The sequence below is a fragment of the Arthrobacter sp. 10N418 genome (assembly GCF_056394725.1).
Map to the genome: position 1 here is coordinate 13,337 of NZ_JBFTIK010000023.1, position 17,070 is coordinate 30,406.

Annotated in this window: 18 protein-coding genes; 7 read left to right on the plus strand and 11 right to left on the minus strand. The window is 66.7% G+C overall.

Going from position 1 to position 17,070, the window contains the following annotated elements:
* The first annotated feature begins 124 nt into the window (after positions 1–124).
* Positions 125–934 (plus strand): carbon-nitrogen hydrolase family protein, encoded by an 810-nt coding sequence (locus AC1DCZ_RS16155; RefSeq protein WP_476894234.1) that lies wholly within the window; start codon positions 125–127, stop codon positions 932–934.
* 287 nt (positions 935–1,221) lie between these two features.
* On the opposite strand, the gene rlmB is transcribed toward AC1DCZ_RS16155, so the two are convergent.
* The 6 genes from rlmB to AC1DCZ_RS16185 all read right to left on the minus strand — a co-directional run bounded on the left by rlmB (position 1,222) and on the right by AC1DCZ_RS16185 (position 6,304).
* Positions 1,222–2,208 (minus strand): 23S rRNA (guanosine(2251)-2'-O)-methyltransferase RlmB, encoded by a 987-nt coding sequence (gene rlmB / locus AC1DCZ_RS16160; protein WP_476894235.1) that lies wholly within the window; start codon positions 2,206–2,208, stop codon positions 1,222–1,224.
* A 128-nt stretch (positions 2,209–2,336) separates the two neighbouring features.
* Positions 2,337–3,788 (minus strand): cysteine--tRNA ligase, encoded by a 1,452-nt coding sequence (gene cysS / locus AC1DCZ_RS16165; RefSeq protein ID WP_476975496.1) that lies wholly within the window; start codon positions 3,786–3,788, stop codon positions 2,337–2,339.
* Between the two features lie 74 nt (positions 3,789–3,862).
* On the minus strand, positions 3,863–4,222 hold the full coding sequence (locus AC1DCZ_RS16170) for a hypothetical protein (protein WP_476975497.1): 360 nt from the start codon (positions 4,220–4,222) through the stop codon (positions 3,863–3,865).
* 87 nt (positions 4,223–4,309) lie between these two features.
* Positions 4,310–4,834, minus strand: a complete 525-nt coding sequence (gene ispF / locus AC1DCZ_RS16175) for a 2-C-methyl-D-erythritol 2,4-cyclodiphosphate synthase (protein ID WP_476975498.1) — start codon at positions 4,832–4,834, stop codon at positions 4,310–4,312.
* A 2-nt stretch (positions 4,835–4,836) separates the two neighbouring features.
* Positions 4,837–5,655 carry a 2-C-methyl-D-erythritol 4-phosphate cytidylyltransferase gene (gene ispD / locus AC1DCZ_RS16180; protein ID WP_476975499.1) on the minus strand — a complete coding sequence of 273 codons (819 nt, stop codon included), beginning with the start codon at positions 5,653–5,655 and terminating at the stop codon, positions 4,837–4,839.
* Between the two features lie 166 nt (positions 5,656–5,821).
* Complete coding sequence (locus AC1DCZ_RS16185; protein WP_476894240.1) at positions 5,822–6,304, minus strand: CarD family transcriptional regulator; 483 nt, start codon at positions 6,302–6,304, stop codon at positions 5,822–5,824.
* A gap of 350 nt (positions 6,305–6,654) precedes the next feature.
* Between AC1DCZ_RS16185 and AC1DCZ_RS16190 the strand changes: the two genes are divergently transcribed.
* On the plus strand, positions 6,655–7,239 hold the full coding sequence (locus AC1DCZ_RS16190; RefSeq protein WP_476975531.1) for a hypothetical protein: 585 nt from the start codon (positions 6,655–6,657) through the stop codon (positions 7,237–7,239).
* Positions 7,240–7,323: 84 nt separating this feature from the next.
* Here AC1DCZ_RS16190 and AC1DCZ_RS16195 read toward each other — a convergent pair whose 3' ends face one another.
* Positions 7,324–8,004 (minus strand): winged helix-turn-helix domain-containing protein, encoded by a 681-nt coding sequence (locus tag AC1DCZ_RS16195; protein ID WP_476894241.1) that lies wholly within the window; start codon positions 8,002–8,004, stop codon positions 7,324–7,326.
* A complete protein-coding gene (locus AC1DCZ_RS16200; RefSeq protein WP_476975532.1) occupies positions 8,001–9,239 on the minus strand; it encodes a sensor histidine kinase in 1,239 nt (412 codons plus the stop codon). The genes AC1DCZ_RS16195 and AC1DCZ_RS16200 overlap by 4 nt, the downstream gene beginning before the upstream one ends.
* 207 nt (positions 9,240–9,446) lie before the next feature.
* Between AC1DCZ_RS16200 and phoU the strand changes: the two genes are divergently transcribed.
* On the plus strand, positions 9,447–10,109 hold the full coding sequence (gene phoU / locus AC1DCZ_RS16205; protein ID WP_476975500.1) for a phosphate signaling complex protein PhoU: 663 nt from the start codon (positions 9,447–9,449) through the stop codon (positions 10,107–10,109).
* An 87-nt stretch (positions 10,110–10,196) separates the two neighbouring features.
* Here the strand turns inward: phoU and AC1DCZ_RS16210 are convergent, their stop codons facing one another.
* The gene (locus AC1DCZ_RS16210; RefSeq protein ID WP_476894243.1) at positions 10,197–10,943 is read right to left on the minus strand and encodes a phosphoglyceromutase; all 747 of its coding nucleotides are present in this window, start codon (positions 10,941–10,943) and stop codon (positions 10,197–10,199) included.
* Positions 10,944–11,088: 145 nt separating this feature from the next.
* Here AC1DCZ_RS16210 and AC1DCZ_RS16215 point away from each other — a divergent pair, with 145 nt between their 5' ends.
* On the plus strand, positions 11,089–11,913 hold the full coding sequence (locus tag AC1DCZ_RS16215; RefSeq protein WP_476975501.1) for a class I SAM-dependent methyltransferase: 825 nt from the start codon (positions 11,089–11,091) through the stop codon (positions 11,911–11,913).
* A gap of 66 nt (positions 11,914–11,979) precedes the next feature.
* On the opposite strand, the gene AC1DCZ_RS16220 is transcribed toward AC1DCZ_RS16215, so the two are convergent.
* Positions 11,980–12,324 (minus strand): DUF2516 family protein, encoded by a 345-nt coding sequence (locus tag AC1DCZ_RS16220; RefSeq protein ID WP_476894245.1) that lies wholly within the window; start codon positions 12,322–12,324, stop codon positions 11,980–11,982.
* A 9-nt stretch (positions 12,325–12,333) separates the two neighbouring features.
* Entirely contained in the window at positions 12,334–13,518 is a 1,185-nt protein-coding gene (locus AC1DCZ_RS16225) for a trans-sulfuration enzyme family protein (protein WP_476975502.1), read from the minus strand.
* Positions 13,519–13,605: 87 nt separating this feature from the next.
* On the opposite strand from AC1DCZ_RS16225, the gene tmk reads away from it, so the two are divergent.
* The 3 genes from tmk (at position 13,606) to AC1DCZ_RS16240 (ending at position 17,068) form a co-directional block, all read left to right on the plus strand.
* Positions 13,606–14,274 (plus strand): dTMP kinase, encoded by a 669-nt coding sequence (gene tmk / locus AC1DCZ_RS16230; protein WP_476975503.1) that lies wholly within the window; start codon positions 13,606–13,608, stop codon positions 14,272–14,274.
* Positions 14,271–15,413 (plus strand): DNA polymerase III subunit delta', encoded by a 1,143-nt coding sequence (locus AC1DCZ_RS16235; protein ID WP_476975504.1) that lies wholly within the window; start codon positions 14,271–14,273, stop codon positions 15,411–15,413. The genes tmk and AC1DCZ_RS16235 overlap by 4 nt, the downstream gene beginning before the upstream one ends.
* 83 nt (positions 15,414–15,496) lie before the next feature.
* Positions 15,497–17,068, plus strand: a complete 1,572-nt coding sequence (locus AC1DCZ_RS16240; protein WP_476975505.1) for an alpha/beta hydrolase — start codon at positions 15,497–15,499, stop codon at positions 17,066–17,068.
* Positions 17,069–17,070 lie beyond the last annotated feature (2 nt).

Here is a 17,070-nt window from a genome sequence, read left to right on the forward strand (position 1 = left end):
TAGCCGGGACGGACAACTGGCCCCGCGTTTTCGTTTTCATGACGTTGTGCAGTGTACGGACGCTGTGCGGTCTGCGGAATAGCAACGCTTCATACTGGAATGAAGCGCTGAATTGGAGGTAAATGTGCGAGTTGCGCTGGCCCAAATCATCACCGGACGCGATCTTGGAACAAATCTGGCCCTCGTGGAGGAATACGCCCGGCAGGCCAAGACCGGGGGCGCCGGGCTGGTGGTGTTCCCGGAGGCCGCAATGCGCGCCTTCGGCAATTCCCTGGTGGACATTGCCGAGCCGCTGGACGGCCCATGGGCCTCCCACCTCCGCGCCATTGCGTCGGAACTCGGAATCGTGATCGTCGCCGGGATGTTCACGCCAGGCTCAGTGACCGACGGCGGCGCGCGCAAAGTGCGGAACACCCTCCTGGCCACCGGCCCCGGAGTGGAGGCGAGCTACGACAAGATCCACCTCTTCGATGCGTTTGGCTTCGCGGAGTCGGACACGGTCGACGCCGGCACCGAGCCCGTCACGTTCGAGGCCGGGGGCGTGAGGTTCGGCCTGGCCACCTGTTACGACATCCGCTTCCCCGACCTGTTTACGGAAAACGCGGACCGCGGCGCCCAGGTCAACATCGTCTGCGCCTCGTGGGGCTCTGGTCCGGGCAAAGCCGAGCAGTGGAAGCTCCTGGCCCGCGCCCGCGCCCTGGACTCCACCACCCTGGTCCTCGCCTGCGGCCAGGGCGACCCCGCCAGCCAGGGCATCCCGGTCAAAGGCTCCGCCCCCACCGGCGTCGGGCACTCGGTCGTCGTCTCGCCCATGGGCGACATTCTGGCCGAACTCGACGGCGCCCCCGGCCTGTTATTCGCGGACCTGGACACCGCCGTCGTCAAGGAAGCCCGCACCCAACTCCCTGTCCTGGCCAACCGCCACAAGTTCTAGGCCCGGTTACCTTCGACGCTCCCTCACGTCTCGCACTCCCAAACCGAACGCTCCCTCACGTCTCGCACAGTCAAACCCAAACGCTCCCTCACAAGGTGTGAGGGAGCGTTTGCCATCCACCAGCAAAAGGTGAGGGAGCGTCAGAGGCGGAACCGGAGTCTTGCTAAGGAGCGCATCGCCGACCAGAGCGGTGCGAGGCCGGCCGCTGCCGAGCGGAGCGTCGGGAGGTGTCTAAGCGACGGGGAGACTGAGGTTCCGGCGGACCCGACCCGGAAGAAGGGACTACCTTACTTGGCAGCGCGCTGGCGGGAGATCTCGTAGAGGGAGATGCCGACGGCCATCGAGGCGTTGAGCGATTCCATGGCGGAGTCGATCGGGATGGAGACGATCTGGTCGCAGTTTTCGCGGACCAGGCGGCTCAGGCCCTTGCCCTCGGACCCCACAACGAGGCACACCGGTTCGGTGGCCAGGGCGAGGTCCGGCAGCGAGACGTCGCCGTCGCCGTCGAGACCCAGAACATAGATGCCCATGTTCTTGAACGCCTTGAGCGTGTTGTTGAGGTTGGCGGCACGGGCAACCGGCACGCGGACGGCGGCGCCCGCGCTGGTCTTCCAAGCCGAGGCGGTGACGCCGACGGAGCGGCGCTCCGGGACGATGACACCGTGGCCGCTGAAGGCCGAAACGGAGCGGATGATCGCGCCGAGGTTGCGGGGATCGGTGATGCCGTCCAACGCGACGAAGAGCGGAGCGTTGGCGACGTGACCCTTCTTCCAGGCCTCGAGGGTGTGTTCGGCGAGTTCGAACGCGTCCTGGTATTCGTACGGCGGGATCTGCAGCACGAGCCCCTGGTGGATGGCGTCCTCGGTCATGCGGTCCAGCTCGGGCTTGCCGGTTTCGAGCAGCGGGATGCCGCGCTCGGCCGCGAGCTTGAGGGACTCTTTAACGCGGTCGTCCATCTCGATCCGGACGGCGATGTGCAGTGCCTTGGCCGGGATGCCGGCGCGGAGTGCTTCGACAACCGAGTTGCGTCCGGTGACAACTTCCTCGGTGGCACGGCCCTTGGGTCCGGAGCGGGCGCCGGCTGCGCGCGGGGCGCCCGGACGCTTGGCCGCGGAACGTTCCGCGAGCTGCTTGTTTTTGTGGGCCTTGTGGTACGGGCGGTCCTCCGCCTTGGGCGTCGGGCCCTTACCCTCGAGAGCCTTGCGGCCGTGACCGCCGGTTCCGACGGAGGGGCCCTTCTTCATCTTGACCGACCGGCGACCGTTGTTGGCCATGAGTTACACCCCTGCTTTGGTAATACGCGATTTGTTGACAAGTCTGACCTCCAGTCTACTGACTCGAGTTAAATCCTCGACCGCAGGGTGCGGCGGGGGTGCTTGTCAGTCCGCGCGGCGAAGCGTTGTCAGCCGCGCTTGAGGCTCCACATCGCGCCGTCCGGACCGTCCTCGACCACGACGCCGGCCGCAGCCAGGGTGTCCCGGATGGCGTCGGACGCGGCCCAGTCCTTTCCGGCGCGGGCCTGCGCGCGGGCCGCGAGCTGCGCTTCGACGAGGACTCCGAGCGCGGTGTTGGCCTGCTCGTCGGCTGCAGGCGTCGCAGTGGCGTTGAGGCCAAGGACTTCCAGCATGCCGGTGACGCTGGCAAGTGCCGCCCGGGCGGCGTCGAGCTCCCCGTCAGTGAGGGCGGTGTTGCCGGCGCGGACGGTTTCGTGAAGCACAGCGAGGGCCTGGGGGACGTTCAGGTCGTCGTCCATGGCGGCCGCGAACGCGTCGGGGACGGATGCGCTTTCGGGGACGGACGCGCCGTCATGCGTCGTCGTGCTCCGAAGTGCTCGGCTGATAAATCCATCGATCCGCTCGACGGCGGCGGCGGCCTCCTGCAGCGATGTCGGCTGGTAGTCCAGCACCGAGCGGTACTGCGCCTGGCCGAGATAATAGCGGACCACTCGCGGCGGAGCGAGCTCCAGCATCTCGGCCGGGCTGACAGTGTTGCCGATGGATTTGGACATCTTTTCACCCGCGTAGGTGACCATGCCGTTGTGCATCCAGAAGTTGGCGAAGCCGTGGCCCGCAGCCTGGGACTGCGCCATCTCGTTCTCGTGGTGCGGGAAGCGCAGGTCCAGGCCGCCGCCGTGGATATCGAACTCGGTGCCGAGGTATTTGGTGACCATCGCGGAGCATTCCAGGTGCCAGCCCGGGCGGCCGGCGCCCCATGGGGAGGCCCAGCTCGCCGACGTCGGCTCGCCGTCCTTGTAGCCCTTCCACAGCGCAAAGTCCCGGGGGTCCTTCTTGCCGCGGGGGTCGGCGTCGGGCGCGCCTTGCATGTCATCGATCTTCTGGCGCGTCAGTGAGCCGTACTTGTTCCATGAACGGACGTCGAAGTAGACGTCGCCGGAATCATCGAGGGCAGGATAGGCGTGCCCGCGGTCAATGAGCTGCTGGATGAGGGCGTGCATTTCGGGGATGTGGCCGGTGGCGCGCGGCTCGTAGGTGGGGCGGGAGACGCCGAGAGTGTCGTAGGCCTTGAGGAATTCCTGCTCGTAGCGGTAGGCCAGCGCCCACCATTCCTCGTGGGGGATGGCTCCGGGCTCGTCAAAGCCCTGCTCAAAGGAGTCGGCTGACTTGGCCAGGATCTTGTCGTCGATGTCGGTGACGTTCCGGACGACGGTCACGCGGAAGCCGCGGTACTCCAGCCAGCGGGTGAGCTGGTCGAAGGCGATGGCCGAGCGGATGTGCCCGACGTGAGGCATGCCCTGGACCGTGGCACCGCAGTAGTACAGGCTCACGCGGCCCGGTACCAGGGGGACGAAGTCGCGGACTTCGGCGGATGCTGTGTCATAGAAGCGCAGGGTCACCGCTCCAGATTAGCCGATGGGGCCTCCCGGCCTGACCGGCCGGTGATGGCCGGGCACCCGGGCGCCCGGAACGTCTATTTGCAGTACTGCCCGATCTTGTTGATCTGATCCGTGAGCTGGGTCGTCTGGTCGGTGGTCTTGCTGCCATCGGGACTGTCCGCCACCTGTTTCATGATGTCGGCCATTTTCTGGATCGGCGCGCCCACCTCGGGGGCGACTTTGTCCGCGACTTCCTGGTAATGCTTGCCGATCTGGCCGGCCTGTTCCTTCGGAGTCCCGGTCGGCACGAAGGTGTCGGTGTTGAGGAACTTGCAGCTTTCGTCGACGCTCATCTTCGGCGTCGGGCTCGGCGTCGCGGCGGGCGTCGATGCGCCGGCACAGCCGGTCAGCAGCAATCCCGCCACGACGACGACGGCGGGCAGCAGCTTTTTCACGGGAGTCTCCTGATGTTGCCGGAAGGGTTGCCCCTTAAGCCTAGGGGACGAATGGCCCAGCAAGCAGGGCCGTTCAGCATGGGCGGATCAGCGGACCGTGTAGACGAGCGCCGTGGCCACGGCCGAGATCCCCTCGCCGCGGCCGGTGAATCCGAGTCCGTCGCTCGTCGTGGCCGTGACGCTTACCGGCGCCCCGGCGGCCGCGCTGAGGACGCGCTGCGATTCCTCCCGCCGCGGGCCGAACTTGGGCCGGTTGGCTACGAACTGCACGGCGATGTTGCCGATCTCGAATCCTTGCGCGCGGACGATCCTGGCGGCCTCGGTCAACAAGGTGACTCCGGATGCGCCGGCGTATTCCGGGCGGTCGGTGCCGAAGTGCGTACCGAGATCCCCGATTCCGCAGGCCGAGAAGAGCGCGTCGGCGGCGGAGTGCGCCACCGGATCGCCGTCGGAATGGCCGGCCAGCCCCCTTTCGCCGTCCCAGAACAGGCCGCCGAGCCACAGGGGCCGCGGCTCGTGCTCGGCAGCGTAGGCATGGACATCGATTCCGATGCCCGTGCGGGGGATGACTGGTGCGCCGCTCTGGCGCATTCGGCTCTGGGTATCGGCCATGATCAGCCTTCCACCCACCGTGCGCCGAGTGGTCCTTCGAGGAGTCCTTCGGCAAGGATCAGGTCGAGCGGGGTCGTGATCTTCAGGGACTGGCTGGCGCCGCGTACGGCGTGGACGGGGATGCCCAGGAGCTCCACCAGCATGGCGTCGTCGGTGACGACGGCGGCCTCGACGGCGTTGAACCCCGCTGCTGCCTCGTGGGCACGCTGAAGGGCGGCCAAGGTGAATCCCTGCGGCGTCTGCACCGCACGGAGCGTCTCGCGGGGGGCTGTCCCGGTCACCAGTTCGGGGGCAACCGCGGCGCCGTCGCCCGTTGTGGGTTCGACGGTTTTGACGGTGTCAACCACCGGCATTACGGGGATGACGGCGTCTGCCCCGGCGGCGAGTGCCTCGGCCACCCGGTGAAAGACGGACTCCGGCGTCAGGGCCCGGGCCGCGTCGTGCACCAGGACGGCCTCCGTTCCAGGCAGCAGGGCCGCCATTGCGGCACGGACGGAATCGGCGCGGCTGGCGCCGCCGTCTACGACGGTCAGGACCGGATCCTGCAGGGAGTGCCCGGACGCGGCGTTGCGGCGATGCGCTGCCTTAAGCTCCCGGGCGAACTCCTCGCACAATGCGCGCAGTTCGGCATCCCCCTGCGGAATGGCCACGCAGATTTGCCGGGCAACCCCGGCGGCGGCGACACCCCGCAGCGCGTGGGTGAGGATGCTCTCCCCGCCCAGCGGCACCTTGGCTTTCGGCATGCCGTAGCCCAGGCGCTGGCCGGAGCCCGCAGCCACAACGATGACCGCGGTGACGGGGGGTGTCGATGCAGTGTTCATGCGCACAACACTACGTCCCGGCCACGCTTCATCCCACTGAGCCATCGGTTGTGGCCGTTCTCGGCGCCCGGAAGGACCCCACGTGGCGGCGCAACCGGGGGCGGCGGGCTGAAAAAGGGCAAAAAGAAGCCCCGGCGGCCTAAGCCACCGGGGTTCGATTCTTGTCTTAGGAAGCCAGGACTTCGTCGAGAACGCTTGCGGCCTTCTCTTCATCCGTCTTTTCCGCCAGCGCCAGTTCTGAAATCAGAATCTGGCGGGCTTTGGCCAGCATGCGCTTCTCCCCTGCGGAGAGACCCCGATCGTGATCGCGGCGCCACAGGTCGCGGACGACCTCTGCCACCTTGATGACGTCACCGGATGCAAGCTTTTCCAGGTTTGCCTTGTAACGACGCGACCAGTTGGTGGGCTCTTCAGTGAACTCAGCCCGCAGCACGTCAAACACGTGCTCCAGGCCTTCCTTGCCCACTACGTCCCTGACCCCAACTAGGTCAACGTTTTCTGCTGGAACTTCAATGGTCAGATCACCCTGAGCCACCTTGAGCCTGAGATACATTTTCTCTTCGCCCTTGACAGTGCGCATCTTGATTTCTTCAATTTTTGCTGCACCGTGGTGAGGGTAAACTACTGTCTCGCCGACCTCAAAAACCATGTGGACATTCCCCTTTCCCGCAGACCAGTTTATCACGATTAAGGCATACAACTGCCATGCATCGTGCCCTGAAACCGCATGAATCCGCGGAAAATGGCCCAAATCGACCTCCTCAAACTACTTGACGGATGCGGATAATAGTGCATTGGCCACCCGCTGCCAAGAGGCTTAGGCCGTCACGGCCGGGAGCGGGCAGCCGGCCGACCCTTCCTCTGTGCACGTCCGGGTGTAGCGCTCTGCGGACCGCTCTGTGTACCGCCCGAATCCTCGTTTAGGGCCGATTGCGGCTAGGCTATGGCTGAATAATGTTTCAAGACTCTCAAGGAGTGCGTGACGTGCGTTTCACTGCGATGAACCGGGGCCAGCGCGGCAAGCTGGCAATGGCAACGGCGGCACTTGGCATTGGCCTGCTGTCAGTAACCGGCTGCGGCTACATCAACCCCCAGCAGACCTCGGAGCAGTATTCGGCGTCGGACGGAACCCGCACGGACCTCGGCCCGCTGCAGCTGCGCAACATGTTGATCATCTCCGACGGGGAGAACAAGCCGGGACGCGTGGTCGGCGCGGTGTACAACTCGTCGTCGAACGATGTGAAGCTGACAATCAACGGCGCCGGCGGATCCCAGACCCAGGTTCCGGTCAAGAAGAACTCCTATACCCTCCTCAACGACTCCACGGACGCTGCCATCCTCAGCACCACGGGCGGCAAGCCGGGTACCGTCGTCGAGGTCACCATCGTCGAGGACGGCACCAGCCAGAAGGCGAAGTTCAAGATTCCGGTCATGGACTCTACGATCGTTGACTACAAGAAGTACCTGCCGACGGCGGAGCCCACCTCCTCCGGCCCGGCCACCTCGAGCGCCTCCCCCTCGGGAACTGCCACCTCCGGCACCGCGACGCCGTCCCCGACGCCGAGCAGCACCGCAGGCCACTAGCTTTACCCGCCAAAAGGAGGGGCACCCGCCGGGTGCCCCTCCTTTTATGTGCCCATTCGGGTCTTCGGCACAAGGCCTCCGGCGCTAAGGCTCGAACTTGTAGCCCAGCCCGCGGACTGTGATCAGATACCGCGGCGCCGAGGGGTCCGGCTCGATCTTGCTCCGCAGGCGCTTGACGTGGACGTCCAGGGTCTTGGTGTCTCCGACATAGTCCGAGCCCCAGACGCGGTCAATCAACTGGCCTCGGGTCAGGACCCGGCCGGAGTTCCGCAGCAGCATTTCCAGCAGCTCGAACTCCTTCAGCGGCAGGGAGACCTGCTCGCCGCCGACGCTGACCACGTGCCGCTCGATATCCATCCGGACAGGGCCGGCCTGCACGGTACTTGCCACCAGTTCCTCCGGCTCGCCCTGGCGGCGCAGCACGGCCCGGACCCTGGCGACGAGTTCCCGCGAGGAGTACGGCTTGGTGACGTAGTCGTCGGCGCCAAGCTCCAAACCCACCACCTTGTCGATTTCCGAGTCCTTGGCCGTCAGCATGATCACGGGCACGCTGGAGCGCTGCCGGAGCTGCCGGCAGACTTCGGTGCCGGACTGCCCGGGCAGCTGGAGGTCCAGGAGCACCAGGTCAGCGCCGTTGCGGTCGAATTCGGTGATGGCATCGAGGCCGTTGTCCACCACCTCCACCTCGAACCCTTCCTTGCCCAAAAGGTAGGACAGCGGGTCGCTGAAGGACTCTTCGTCCTCGACAATAAGAATCCTGCTCAAGCGCTAGCTCCTTGCTCATGGACGCCTGCGGCGTCCCGTCTGTGTGGTCCGGCTGGCCGCTGCAGCCCCGCTGGCCGGCCCGCGGGTCTGCGGACCTCGGGGGTGTCGCCGTCGTCCTGGCCTTCCATCTCCGGAAGCCTGATGGTGAAGGTTGATCCCTGCCCTGGCTGCGACCACAGGGTCACCTCGCCGCCGTGGTTGGAGATGACATGTTTGACAATGCTGAGACCCAGGCCCGTGCCGCCGGTATGGCGGGACCGGGCGGCGTCCACGCGGTAGAAGCGTTCAAAGACGCGTTCCTGGTCTTCCGGGCTGAGTCCTTCGCCCTGATCCGTGACGGACACCGCAACCAATCCGTCCTTGGACCGTACGCCGATGCCCACCTTGGTGTTTTCCGGGGAGTAGCGGATGGCGTTGTCGATCAGGTTGCGCAGCGCCGTCACCAGGAGGTCCTGGTCGCCGTAGACCATCGCGTCCGCGTGCCCGCCGACGACGAGCCGGATGTTCTTGCTTTCCGCGGGCAGCTGGGAGCGGTCCACGGCCTCGGACACCACGGTGTTGATGTCCACCGGGCGTCCCTGCTGGGTGACATTCGTGCCCTGCAGCCTGGAGAGTTCGATGATGTCCTGCACGAGTGCCGCGAGCCGGGCCGATTCCTTGTGCATGCGCTTGGCGAAGCGCCGGACGGCCTCTTCGTCGTCCGCGGATGACTCCAGCGCCTCGGCCAGCAGGGAAATCGCCCCCACCGGCGTTTTCAGTTCGTGGGAGACGTTGGCTACGAAGTCGTTCCTGACTTCCTCAGTACGGGTGAATTCGGTGCGGTCATCGGCGAGCAGGAGGATATAGTCCTCGGCGATCATGGCTGCCCGGACCTGGACCACGATGGTTCCCTGGCCGAGCGGGCCGCGCGGCAGCTCAAGCTGCTTTTCGAGGATGACGCCGTCGCGCCGGACCTTGGCCGTCAATTCCAGCAGCTGCTGGTGCACTACGGTGTGCCCGCGGACCAGGCCATAGGCGTAGGCCGCGGGGCTGGCGCGGACAACGCCGTCGATGGCATCCACGACGACGAAAGCCCTCCCGACAACGGCCAGAACCTCGGCTGCACCCTCGGGGAGCGAGGGGTCCTCGACGTCGACGTCGACGATCTGCCGTTGCTGCTCGCTGACCCGGAACGCGAGCACGCCGAAGATGCCGAGCGAGAGGCCGATCAGGCCGGCGATCACGCCGATGAGCATTGGGTCCACGCTTCCAGCTTAGGCTCTGCTTCAGGGCCGCAACCGTAATCTCCTGCGATTCCGGCGCCGGTTCAGCTAACGTTCACCTATTGGGGCGCAACAGTTCACCGGACACTGGAAGAGTTGGCCGTTGAAGCGCCGCGAGGTGAACCGAAATACGTCCGCCACGGTTGTGGCAGGCAATATTTCCGAGGAAAGGACGCACACGTGCGTAAGGTTTTTCAGGAAGAGCTCGCCCAGGTGGGTGAACAGCTCGTAGAAATCTCCAAGCTGGTCACCGAGGCCATCGGGAAGGCCACGACGGCGTTCGAAGGCGCCGACATCGACCTGGCCGAGGACGTCATTGCCGCCGATGCCCGGATCGACTTCCTGCAGAACAGCCTCGACGAGCGGGCCATCGACATCCTGGCGCTCCAGGGCCCGGTGGCCAGCGACCTTCGCATGATCGTGGGCTCGCTGCGGATGAGTGCCTCGTTGGAGCGCATGGGCGACCTCGCCCGCCACCTCGCGCAGCTCGCCCGGCTCCGCTACCCCGCCAACGTGATCCCGGCCCAGTTGCAGGCGACGTTCAAGAGCTTCGCCGAGCAGGACCTGCTGATCGCGCAGAAACTCACCGTGCTGCTGGAAACCCGCGACCTCGGCGTCGCCCGGGACATCATGAAGGCCAACGGCGCCGTCAACGATCTTCACTTGAGCGTTTTCAAGGCGATCGCGCGCAGCGACTGGCAGGAATCCCCGGCCACGACTGTCGACGTCGCCCTCGCCAGCCGCTACTTCGAGCGCTTCGCCGACCACGGCGTCTCCGTGGCCCAGAAGGTCACCTACCTCGTCACAGGGGCCTGGCAGCCGAGCGGTATCGAACACAGCTAGCTTTTCAGCTAGCTCACGAAGCAGAACGGCGGCGGCCGGTCACCTTGGGGGTGACCGGCCGCCGTCGTCGTTTCCGGTGGCTGGGCGCTACTTCTTGCCCTGGCTGGCGACTGCCTTGATCGACTCAGCGGCGGCCTCAGGATCGAGGTAGGTGCCGCCCGGGATGACCGGTTTGAAGTTCTCGTCCAGTTCGTAGACCAGCGGGATGCCGGTGGGGATGTTCAGGCCGGCGATGTCCTCGTCGCTGATCCCGTCCAGGTGCTTGACCAGGGCACGGAGCGAGTTGCCGTGGGCCGTGACCAGGACGGTCTTGCCCGCTTTGAGCTCTTCCTTGATGTCCGATTCCCAGTACGGCATGAGGCGGATCAGGACATCCTTGAGGCACTCGGTGCGGGGAATGGCGTCGCCGAGGTCCTTGTAGCGCGGGTCCCCCACCTGGGAGAACTCGGAATCGTCGGCCAGGGGCGGCGGCGGGGTGTCGTAGGACCGGCGCCAGAGCATGAACTGCTCTTCGCCGAATTCGGCAAGCGTCTGCGCCTTGTCCTTGCCCTGGAGGGCGCCGTAGTGGCGTTCGTTGAGGCGCCAGTCGCGTTTGACGTCGATCCAGCCGCGGTCCGCCTTCTCGAGGGCCAGGTTCGCCGTATTGATGGCCCGCTTCAGCCGTGAGGTGTAGAGGATGTCGGGGAGGATGTTGTGCTCCACGAGAAGCTCGCCGCCGCGAACCGCCTCAGCGCGGCCCTGGTCGTTGAGGTCAACGTCCACCCAGCCGGTGAACAGGTTCTTGGCGTTCCAGTCGCTGTGGCCGTGGCGCAGCAGAATCAGCTTGTAAGTCATGGTTTTCATCCTAGCGGAGCCGCCCCTGGCCGCGCCGAGCATTACATCCCCGTCACGCCCCACCCCAACGCGGGGTCACCTACGTCCCATCAAGGGCCTCCGGATGGGCCGTAGGTGGCCCCGCGTTGGAGGATAGGGTGGGACGGTGGTGCAACGAGCGGAGCAGGTCAGGAACCCCGGACGGCGAAGCGGCAGGCCGGTGGGCAACGTGACCCGCGGGACCACCAATCCGAACCGGATGCGCCGCGTGGACCGCTGGCTGGCCGGCCCCCAGGCATGGCGGCTGCGTGAAGCGGCCGATCCGTTCGTGGTCGACCTGGGCTACGGCGCTTCCCCGGCCACCGCCGTCGAACTCTTCGAGCGCTTGTCCGTGGTCCGTCCGGACGTGCGGGTGACCGGCATCGAAATCGAACCGGAACGTGTCCGGCAGGCGAAGTCACTGGAGCGGCCAGGGCTCAACTTCCAGGTGGGCGGCTTCGAGCTTCCCGTGCCCGGCCGCCCCGTGCTCGTGCGGGCCTTCAACGTACTGCGGCAGTACGAGGAAACCGACGTCCAGGACATCTGGCGGCTCGTGCAGGGGCGGCTGGCTCCTGGCGGCCTGTTCATCGACGGGACCTGCGACGAGATCGGGCGGCGCGTCACCTGGGTGGCGCTCGACGCCGGGCGGCCGCTGAGCCTGAGCCTGTCCCTGCGGTTCGGCGCGTTCACGCTGCCCTCGGACGTTGCGGAGCGGCTCCCGAAGGCGCTGATCCACCGCAACGTGCCGGGCGAGAAGATCCATTCCTACCTGCAGGCGATGGACCAGGCGTGGCTGGAGGCCGCACCGCTCGCGTCGTTCGGAAACCGGCAGCGCTTCTCGGCCATGTGCCGCGCACTGCTCGACGGCGGCTGGCCGGTCCAGGACGGGCCGTCCCGGTGGCGGCTCGGCGAAGTGACGGTCAATTGGGAAGCTGTGGCCCCGGGGAGTTAGGACCGCGAAGTTAGTGCCGCGGCGCCACGACCGCGGAGCTATGCTCCGGGGCCGGCTGTCAGGGTGTCACCAGCCGCGGTTGCCGCCGCGGCCCGCGTCTTTGACGGCGGGTCGCACGTCGGCGAGATACACCGACGCCGCGGTCACGGCAGCGAGCCCGAACAGGCCCAGTGTGCTGATGCCCCCCGCGCCGCCGCCGAGCTGGGAAACCAGGGAGATCAGGCCGACGGCCACGCTGCCGCCGGTCAGCGCGAGCCAGAAGGTCTTGGTCCGCTTGGATACGGCTTCAAAGGCGTTGGCCCTGTGGCGGAGGCAGTCGAAGAACGCCCACGCCTCAATGGCGAAAGCCACCACCGCCAGGATCAGGTAGATCGCGGTTTCGACATAGTAAATGAGTATTCTTCCGTCCACTCCCCCAGCCTAGCTGTCCAAAGTGCCCAACGCCTGTTCCAAATCGGCCCAAAGGTCCTCGACGTTTTCAATCCCGACGCTCATCCGGACGAGGTTCTCCGGAACGCTGGCCGGCTCGGCAGTGTGCCGGCGCCGGCGTTCGATCAGGGATTCCACCCCGCCAAGGGACGTCGCGGGCAGCCACAAGTGGAGGGCGCGGATGACGCGGTCCGCAGCGTCGGCGCCGCTGAGGCCGCCCGCGGGGGCAACCTCGATGCACAGCACGGAGCCGAACCCTTTCATCTGTGCTTTGGCCCGCTCATGGCCCGGGTCCGAGGCCAGTCCGGGAAAACGGATGCTGGCGACCCTCGGATGCCGGCTCAAGCGCTCCGCCAGGACGGCAGCCGATGCCTGCGAGCGTTCGATCCGCAGGGCCAGGGTGCGCAGTCCCCGGAGCGCCAGCCAGGCCTCAAAGGGTCCGGCGATGCCGCCGTGGATGGTGCGGTGGTGCAGAAGAGTGGCGCGCAGCCCGGCGTCGGAGGTCACCAACGCGCCCAGCACGACGTCGGAGTGCCCGGAAAGGTACTTAGTCACCGAATGCAGCACGACGTCGGATCCGAGGGCCAGGGGCTGTTGCACGAGGGGCGTGGAAAAGGTGTTGTCCGTGACGACGATTGCTCCGGCCGCATGCGCCGCCGCGGTCAGGGTCCGGATGTCCGCCACACCGAGCATGGGGTTGGTGGGGCTTTCCAGCCACAGCATGCTGGCCGGCTTCGCGCCGGCCGGCGTGAGCTGCGCCAGGACAGCGTCCGTATCCGCAATGTCCACGGTCCGCAGTTCGAGGAAGCCTTTTTCCGCCAGTTCCGTGGCCATGACCAGCGAACCGGCGTAGCTGTGGGAGGGCATCACCAGCACGCCGTGCGCCGGAACCAGGGACAGTGCCGAGCTCACGGCGGCCAGCCCCGAGGCGTACAGCAGGCCGGGCAGGTCCGCCCCCTCCAGCTGGCCCAGGGCCTCCTCGAACGGGTCCCACGTCGGGTTCGAATACCGTCCGTAGCCGCGGTCCCCGTCGCCCAGCGGTCCGGTGCCGAAGTAGGTGGAGGACAGGACGAGCGGAGGGTTGACCGGTTCATCGCGCTGGCGCGGCGGCCGGCCCGCGGCCACAACCACTGTTTCTGCGGAGAGCGCTGCTGCCTGTTGTTCGGAAAGACTCATGGACACAGGGTACGTCGGAGCCCCGCAGGGCGGCCAAGGCGTTACGCCGCACACTAAAGCGTCGGTGATTGTCGGTAGTCTAGGAGCGTGAATACCCAGCACCCCGGACCGCTGCCCGGACTGTTCATTGCCTTCGAAGGCGGTGACGGCGCCGGCAAGTCGACCCAGGCAGCTGAACTGGCCGGGGCTCTCGAGTCGCGCGGCCTCACGGTGCTGCGGACCCGCGAACCGGGCGGCACCCCGATCGGCGAGAAGCTCCGTTCCCTGGTGCTGGACCACGGCCACGGCCACATCGATGCCCGCACGGAGGCCCTGATTTTCGCTGCCTCCCGCGCCGCACACGCAGACCAGGTCATCCGGCCCGCCCTGGAACGCGGCGAGATCGTCCTCACCGACCGGTACATTGACTCCTCGGTCGCTTATCAGGGCGCCGGCCGGGATCTCGGCGCGGACGCCGTGCGGGACATCAACGACTGGGCCACGTCGGGCCTGCAGCCGGATCTCACGGTGCTGCTCGACGTCGACCCCGGGGTCGGCCGGCAGCGGCGGACCGCGGGGGAAGCCGCCGAAGACCGCCTCGAATCCGAGGCCGATGACTTCCACGCCAGGATCCGGGCAGCTTTCCTGGACCTGGCGGCGGCCCGGCCCGGGAAATACCTCGTCCTGCCCGCGCAGCTTCCCGTGGCGGAGCTGGCCGAACGGATCCTTGAGCGTGTCGAGTCCTTGCTGGCACTCCCCCACAGCAGGACAGCATGAGCGTCTGGGACGATCTCCAGGGCCAGCCCGCCGTCGTCGCGCAACTGCGCCAGGCGGCCCAAGGCGAAGCGCTCACGCACGCGTGGCTCTTCACCGGGCCGCCCGGATCGGGCCGTTCCAATGCGGCGAAGGCCTTCGCCGCCGCCCTGAACTGCGATCAGGAGGACGTCACCTTGCGTGGCTGCGGCGAGTGCGCCGCCTGCCTGACCATCCTCGGCGAAACCCACTCCGACGTCGCCTTCGTGCGCACCGAAAAAGTCACCATCACCATCGATGAGGCGCGCGAACTGGTGTCCACCGCCGGGAACCGGCCCTCATCGGCCCGGTGGCGCATCATTGTCGTCGAAGACGCTGACCGGATGGCCGAGCGCACCACCAATGTTTTGCTCAAGGCCATCGAGGAGCCTACTCCCCGTACCGTGTGGATGCTCTGCGCCCCGTCCCCTGCCGACGTCCTCGTCACGATCCGCTCCCGCTGCCGTGCCGTGGCCCTGCGGCTTCCGCCCGCGGCCGACGTCGCGGCCCTCCTGGTCAAGCGCGACGGCGTGGAGCCGGCTGTCGCCGAACGCGCGGCCCGCGCGGCCCAGAGCCATGTGGGCATCGCCCGGCGCCTGGCCCGGGACCCGGAGGCAAGGGAGCGCCGGCTTGAAACCGTGCGGTTCCCGTTCTCCCTCCGCGGCGTCACCGCGGCGGTCCTGATGGCGGAAAAACTGGTCAAGATCGCCACCGAGGAAGCCAACAGCTCCAATGACGAGCGCGACGCCAGTGAGAAAGCGGCGCTGCTGGCGACCCTCGGAGCGCCGGAGAGCGGGACGCTGCCGCCGGCCATGCGGGGCCAGGTGAAGCAGCTCGAGGATGACCAGAAGCGCCGCGCCAAGCGCTCCATCACTGATTCCCTTGACCGCACTCTCACAGACCTGCTCTCCTTTTACCGGGATATCCTGATCATCCAGATGGGGAACTCCGTGGAACTGGTCAACCTTGAGCTGAGAAGCGAACTCGAAGACTTCGCTACCCGCTCCACCGCGGAGATCACCCTCGCCCGCATGGACGCCATCAACAAGGCCCGCAACCGCATCACCACCACCAATGTCGCCCCGTTGCTGGCCATCGAGTCCATGGCTGCCAGCCTCATCTGACGGCCTGATCTCTTGCCCGCAGGACGGCACCAACCAACCGCCCCGCCCCATCGCTTTCGTTCCTATCCCCCAAGGAGAACCGCATGAAGCCTGCTCGACCCCAGCCCGCAAGATTCCGATCCTGGGCGATCGGCGTGCGGGCCCTCGGCGCCATGGCCCTGGCCATGACGCTGGCCTCGTGCAGTCTCTTTGGCAGCGGAGACGGCGGCACGAAGTCCGGGAATTCGGGGCAGGCTGACCCGTCGATCGCCTCCGCGGCACCGGCTGAGCTCCGGAGCTTCTACTCCCAGCAGGTCAACTGGACGCCGTGCGAGAAGAGTCTCCAGTGCGCCAAGATCAAGGTCCCGCTGGACTACAGTAAACCGGACGGCGCCACGATCGAAATCGCTGCCCTCAAGGTGGCCACGAAGGGCAACAAGAAGGGCAGCCTCCTGGTCAACCCCGGCGGCCCGGGCGCCTCGGGCTACGACTTCGTCAGGGATGCCGGCACCACCAGCATTTCCGAGAAGGTCCGGGCGAACTACGACGTTGTGGGCTTCGACCCGCGCGGTGTGAAGCGGTCCGCGCCGGTCACGTGCCTCACCGACCAGGAACGCGACGCGTACCGGGCCAAGACCTACGATCTGGACACGGACGCCGGGCTGGAGGAGAGTCTTGCGGACAACAAGGTCATCGCGGCCAAATGCGTGGAGAAGACCGGCCCGGTCCTGGCCCATATTGACACCAACAGCGCCGTGAAGGATCTCGATATCCTGCGCGGGGCGCTCAATGACAAGAAGCTGAACTACCTTGGCTATTCCTACGGGACGCTCCTGGGTTCCACGTACGCCTCGATGTTCCCCGACAACGTGGGCCGGATGGTCCTCGACGGCGCCCTGGACCCGTCCCTCAGCTACGAGGAACTTACGAGGGGGCAGGCAAAGGCTTTCGAGAGGGAGCTTGGCGTCTACGTGGCTAACTGCCAGCAAAACAGCGGATGCCCGCTCAGCGGCAGCACCGAGGACGGCGTCCAGCAGATCGGCAAGCTCATCAAGGAAGCCGCGGCCAGCCCGCTGCGGGCCAAGGACGGCCGGCTGGTCTCGGGGACCACGTTCGTCAACGGCCTGCTCATCCCCCTGTACAGCAGCGATAACTGGCCGATCCTCACCCAGGCCCTCGCCAAGGCCATGGCCGGCGATGGCAGCGGCATGATGGAACTGGCCGACTTCGGCGCCGACCGGGGTCCTAACGGCGCTTACACGTCCAACAGCACCTTCGCCTTCAACGCCATCAACTGCCTGGATTACCCGATGGACGCGGACACTGCATCGATGCGGGCCGAAGAGCAGCACCTGCTCCAGGAGTCCCCAACCCTCGGCTACTACTTCGCCTACGGCGGTGCCAACTGCAAGGACTGGCCGTACAAGAACACCAGGACCCCTGCTCCGGTGCAATACAAGGGCGCAGCCCCCATCGTCGTCGTGGGCACGACCGGGGACCCCGCCACCCCTGTGGAATGGGCCAGCGCGCTGCGCAAGCAACTCGGGAATGCCTCGCTGCTGACGTGGAAGGGCGAAGGCCACACGGCGTACGGGCGCTCCAACAGCTGCATCGGCAACGCCGTGGACTCGTACCTGATCGACGGCAAGGAACCGGCGGACAACACGGTCTGCTAAGC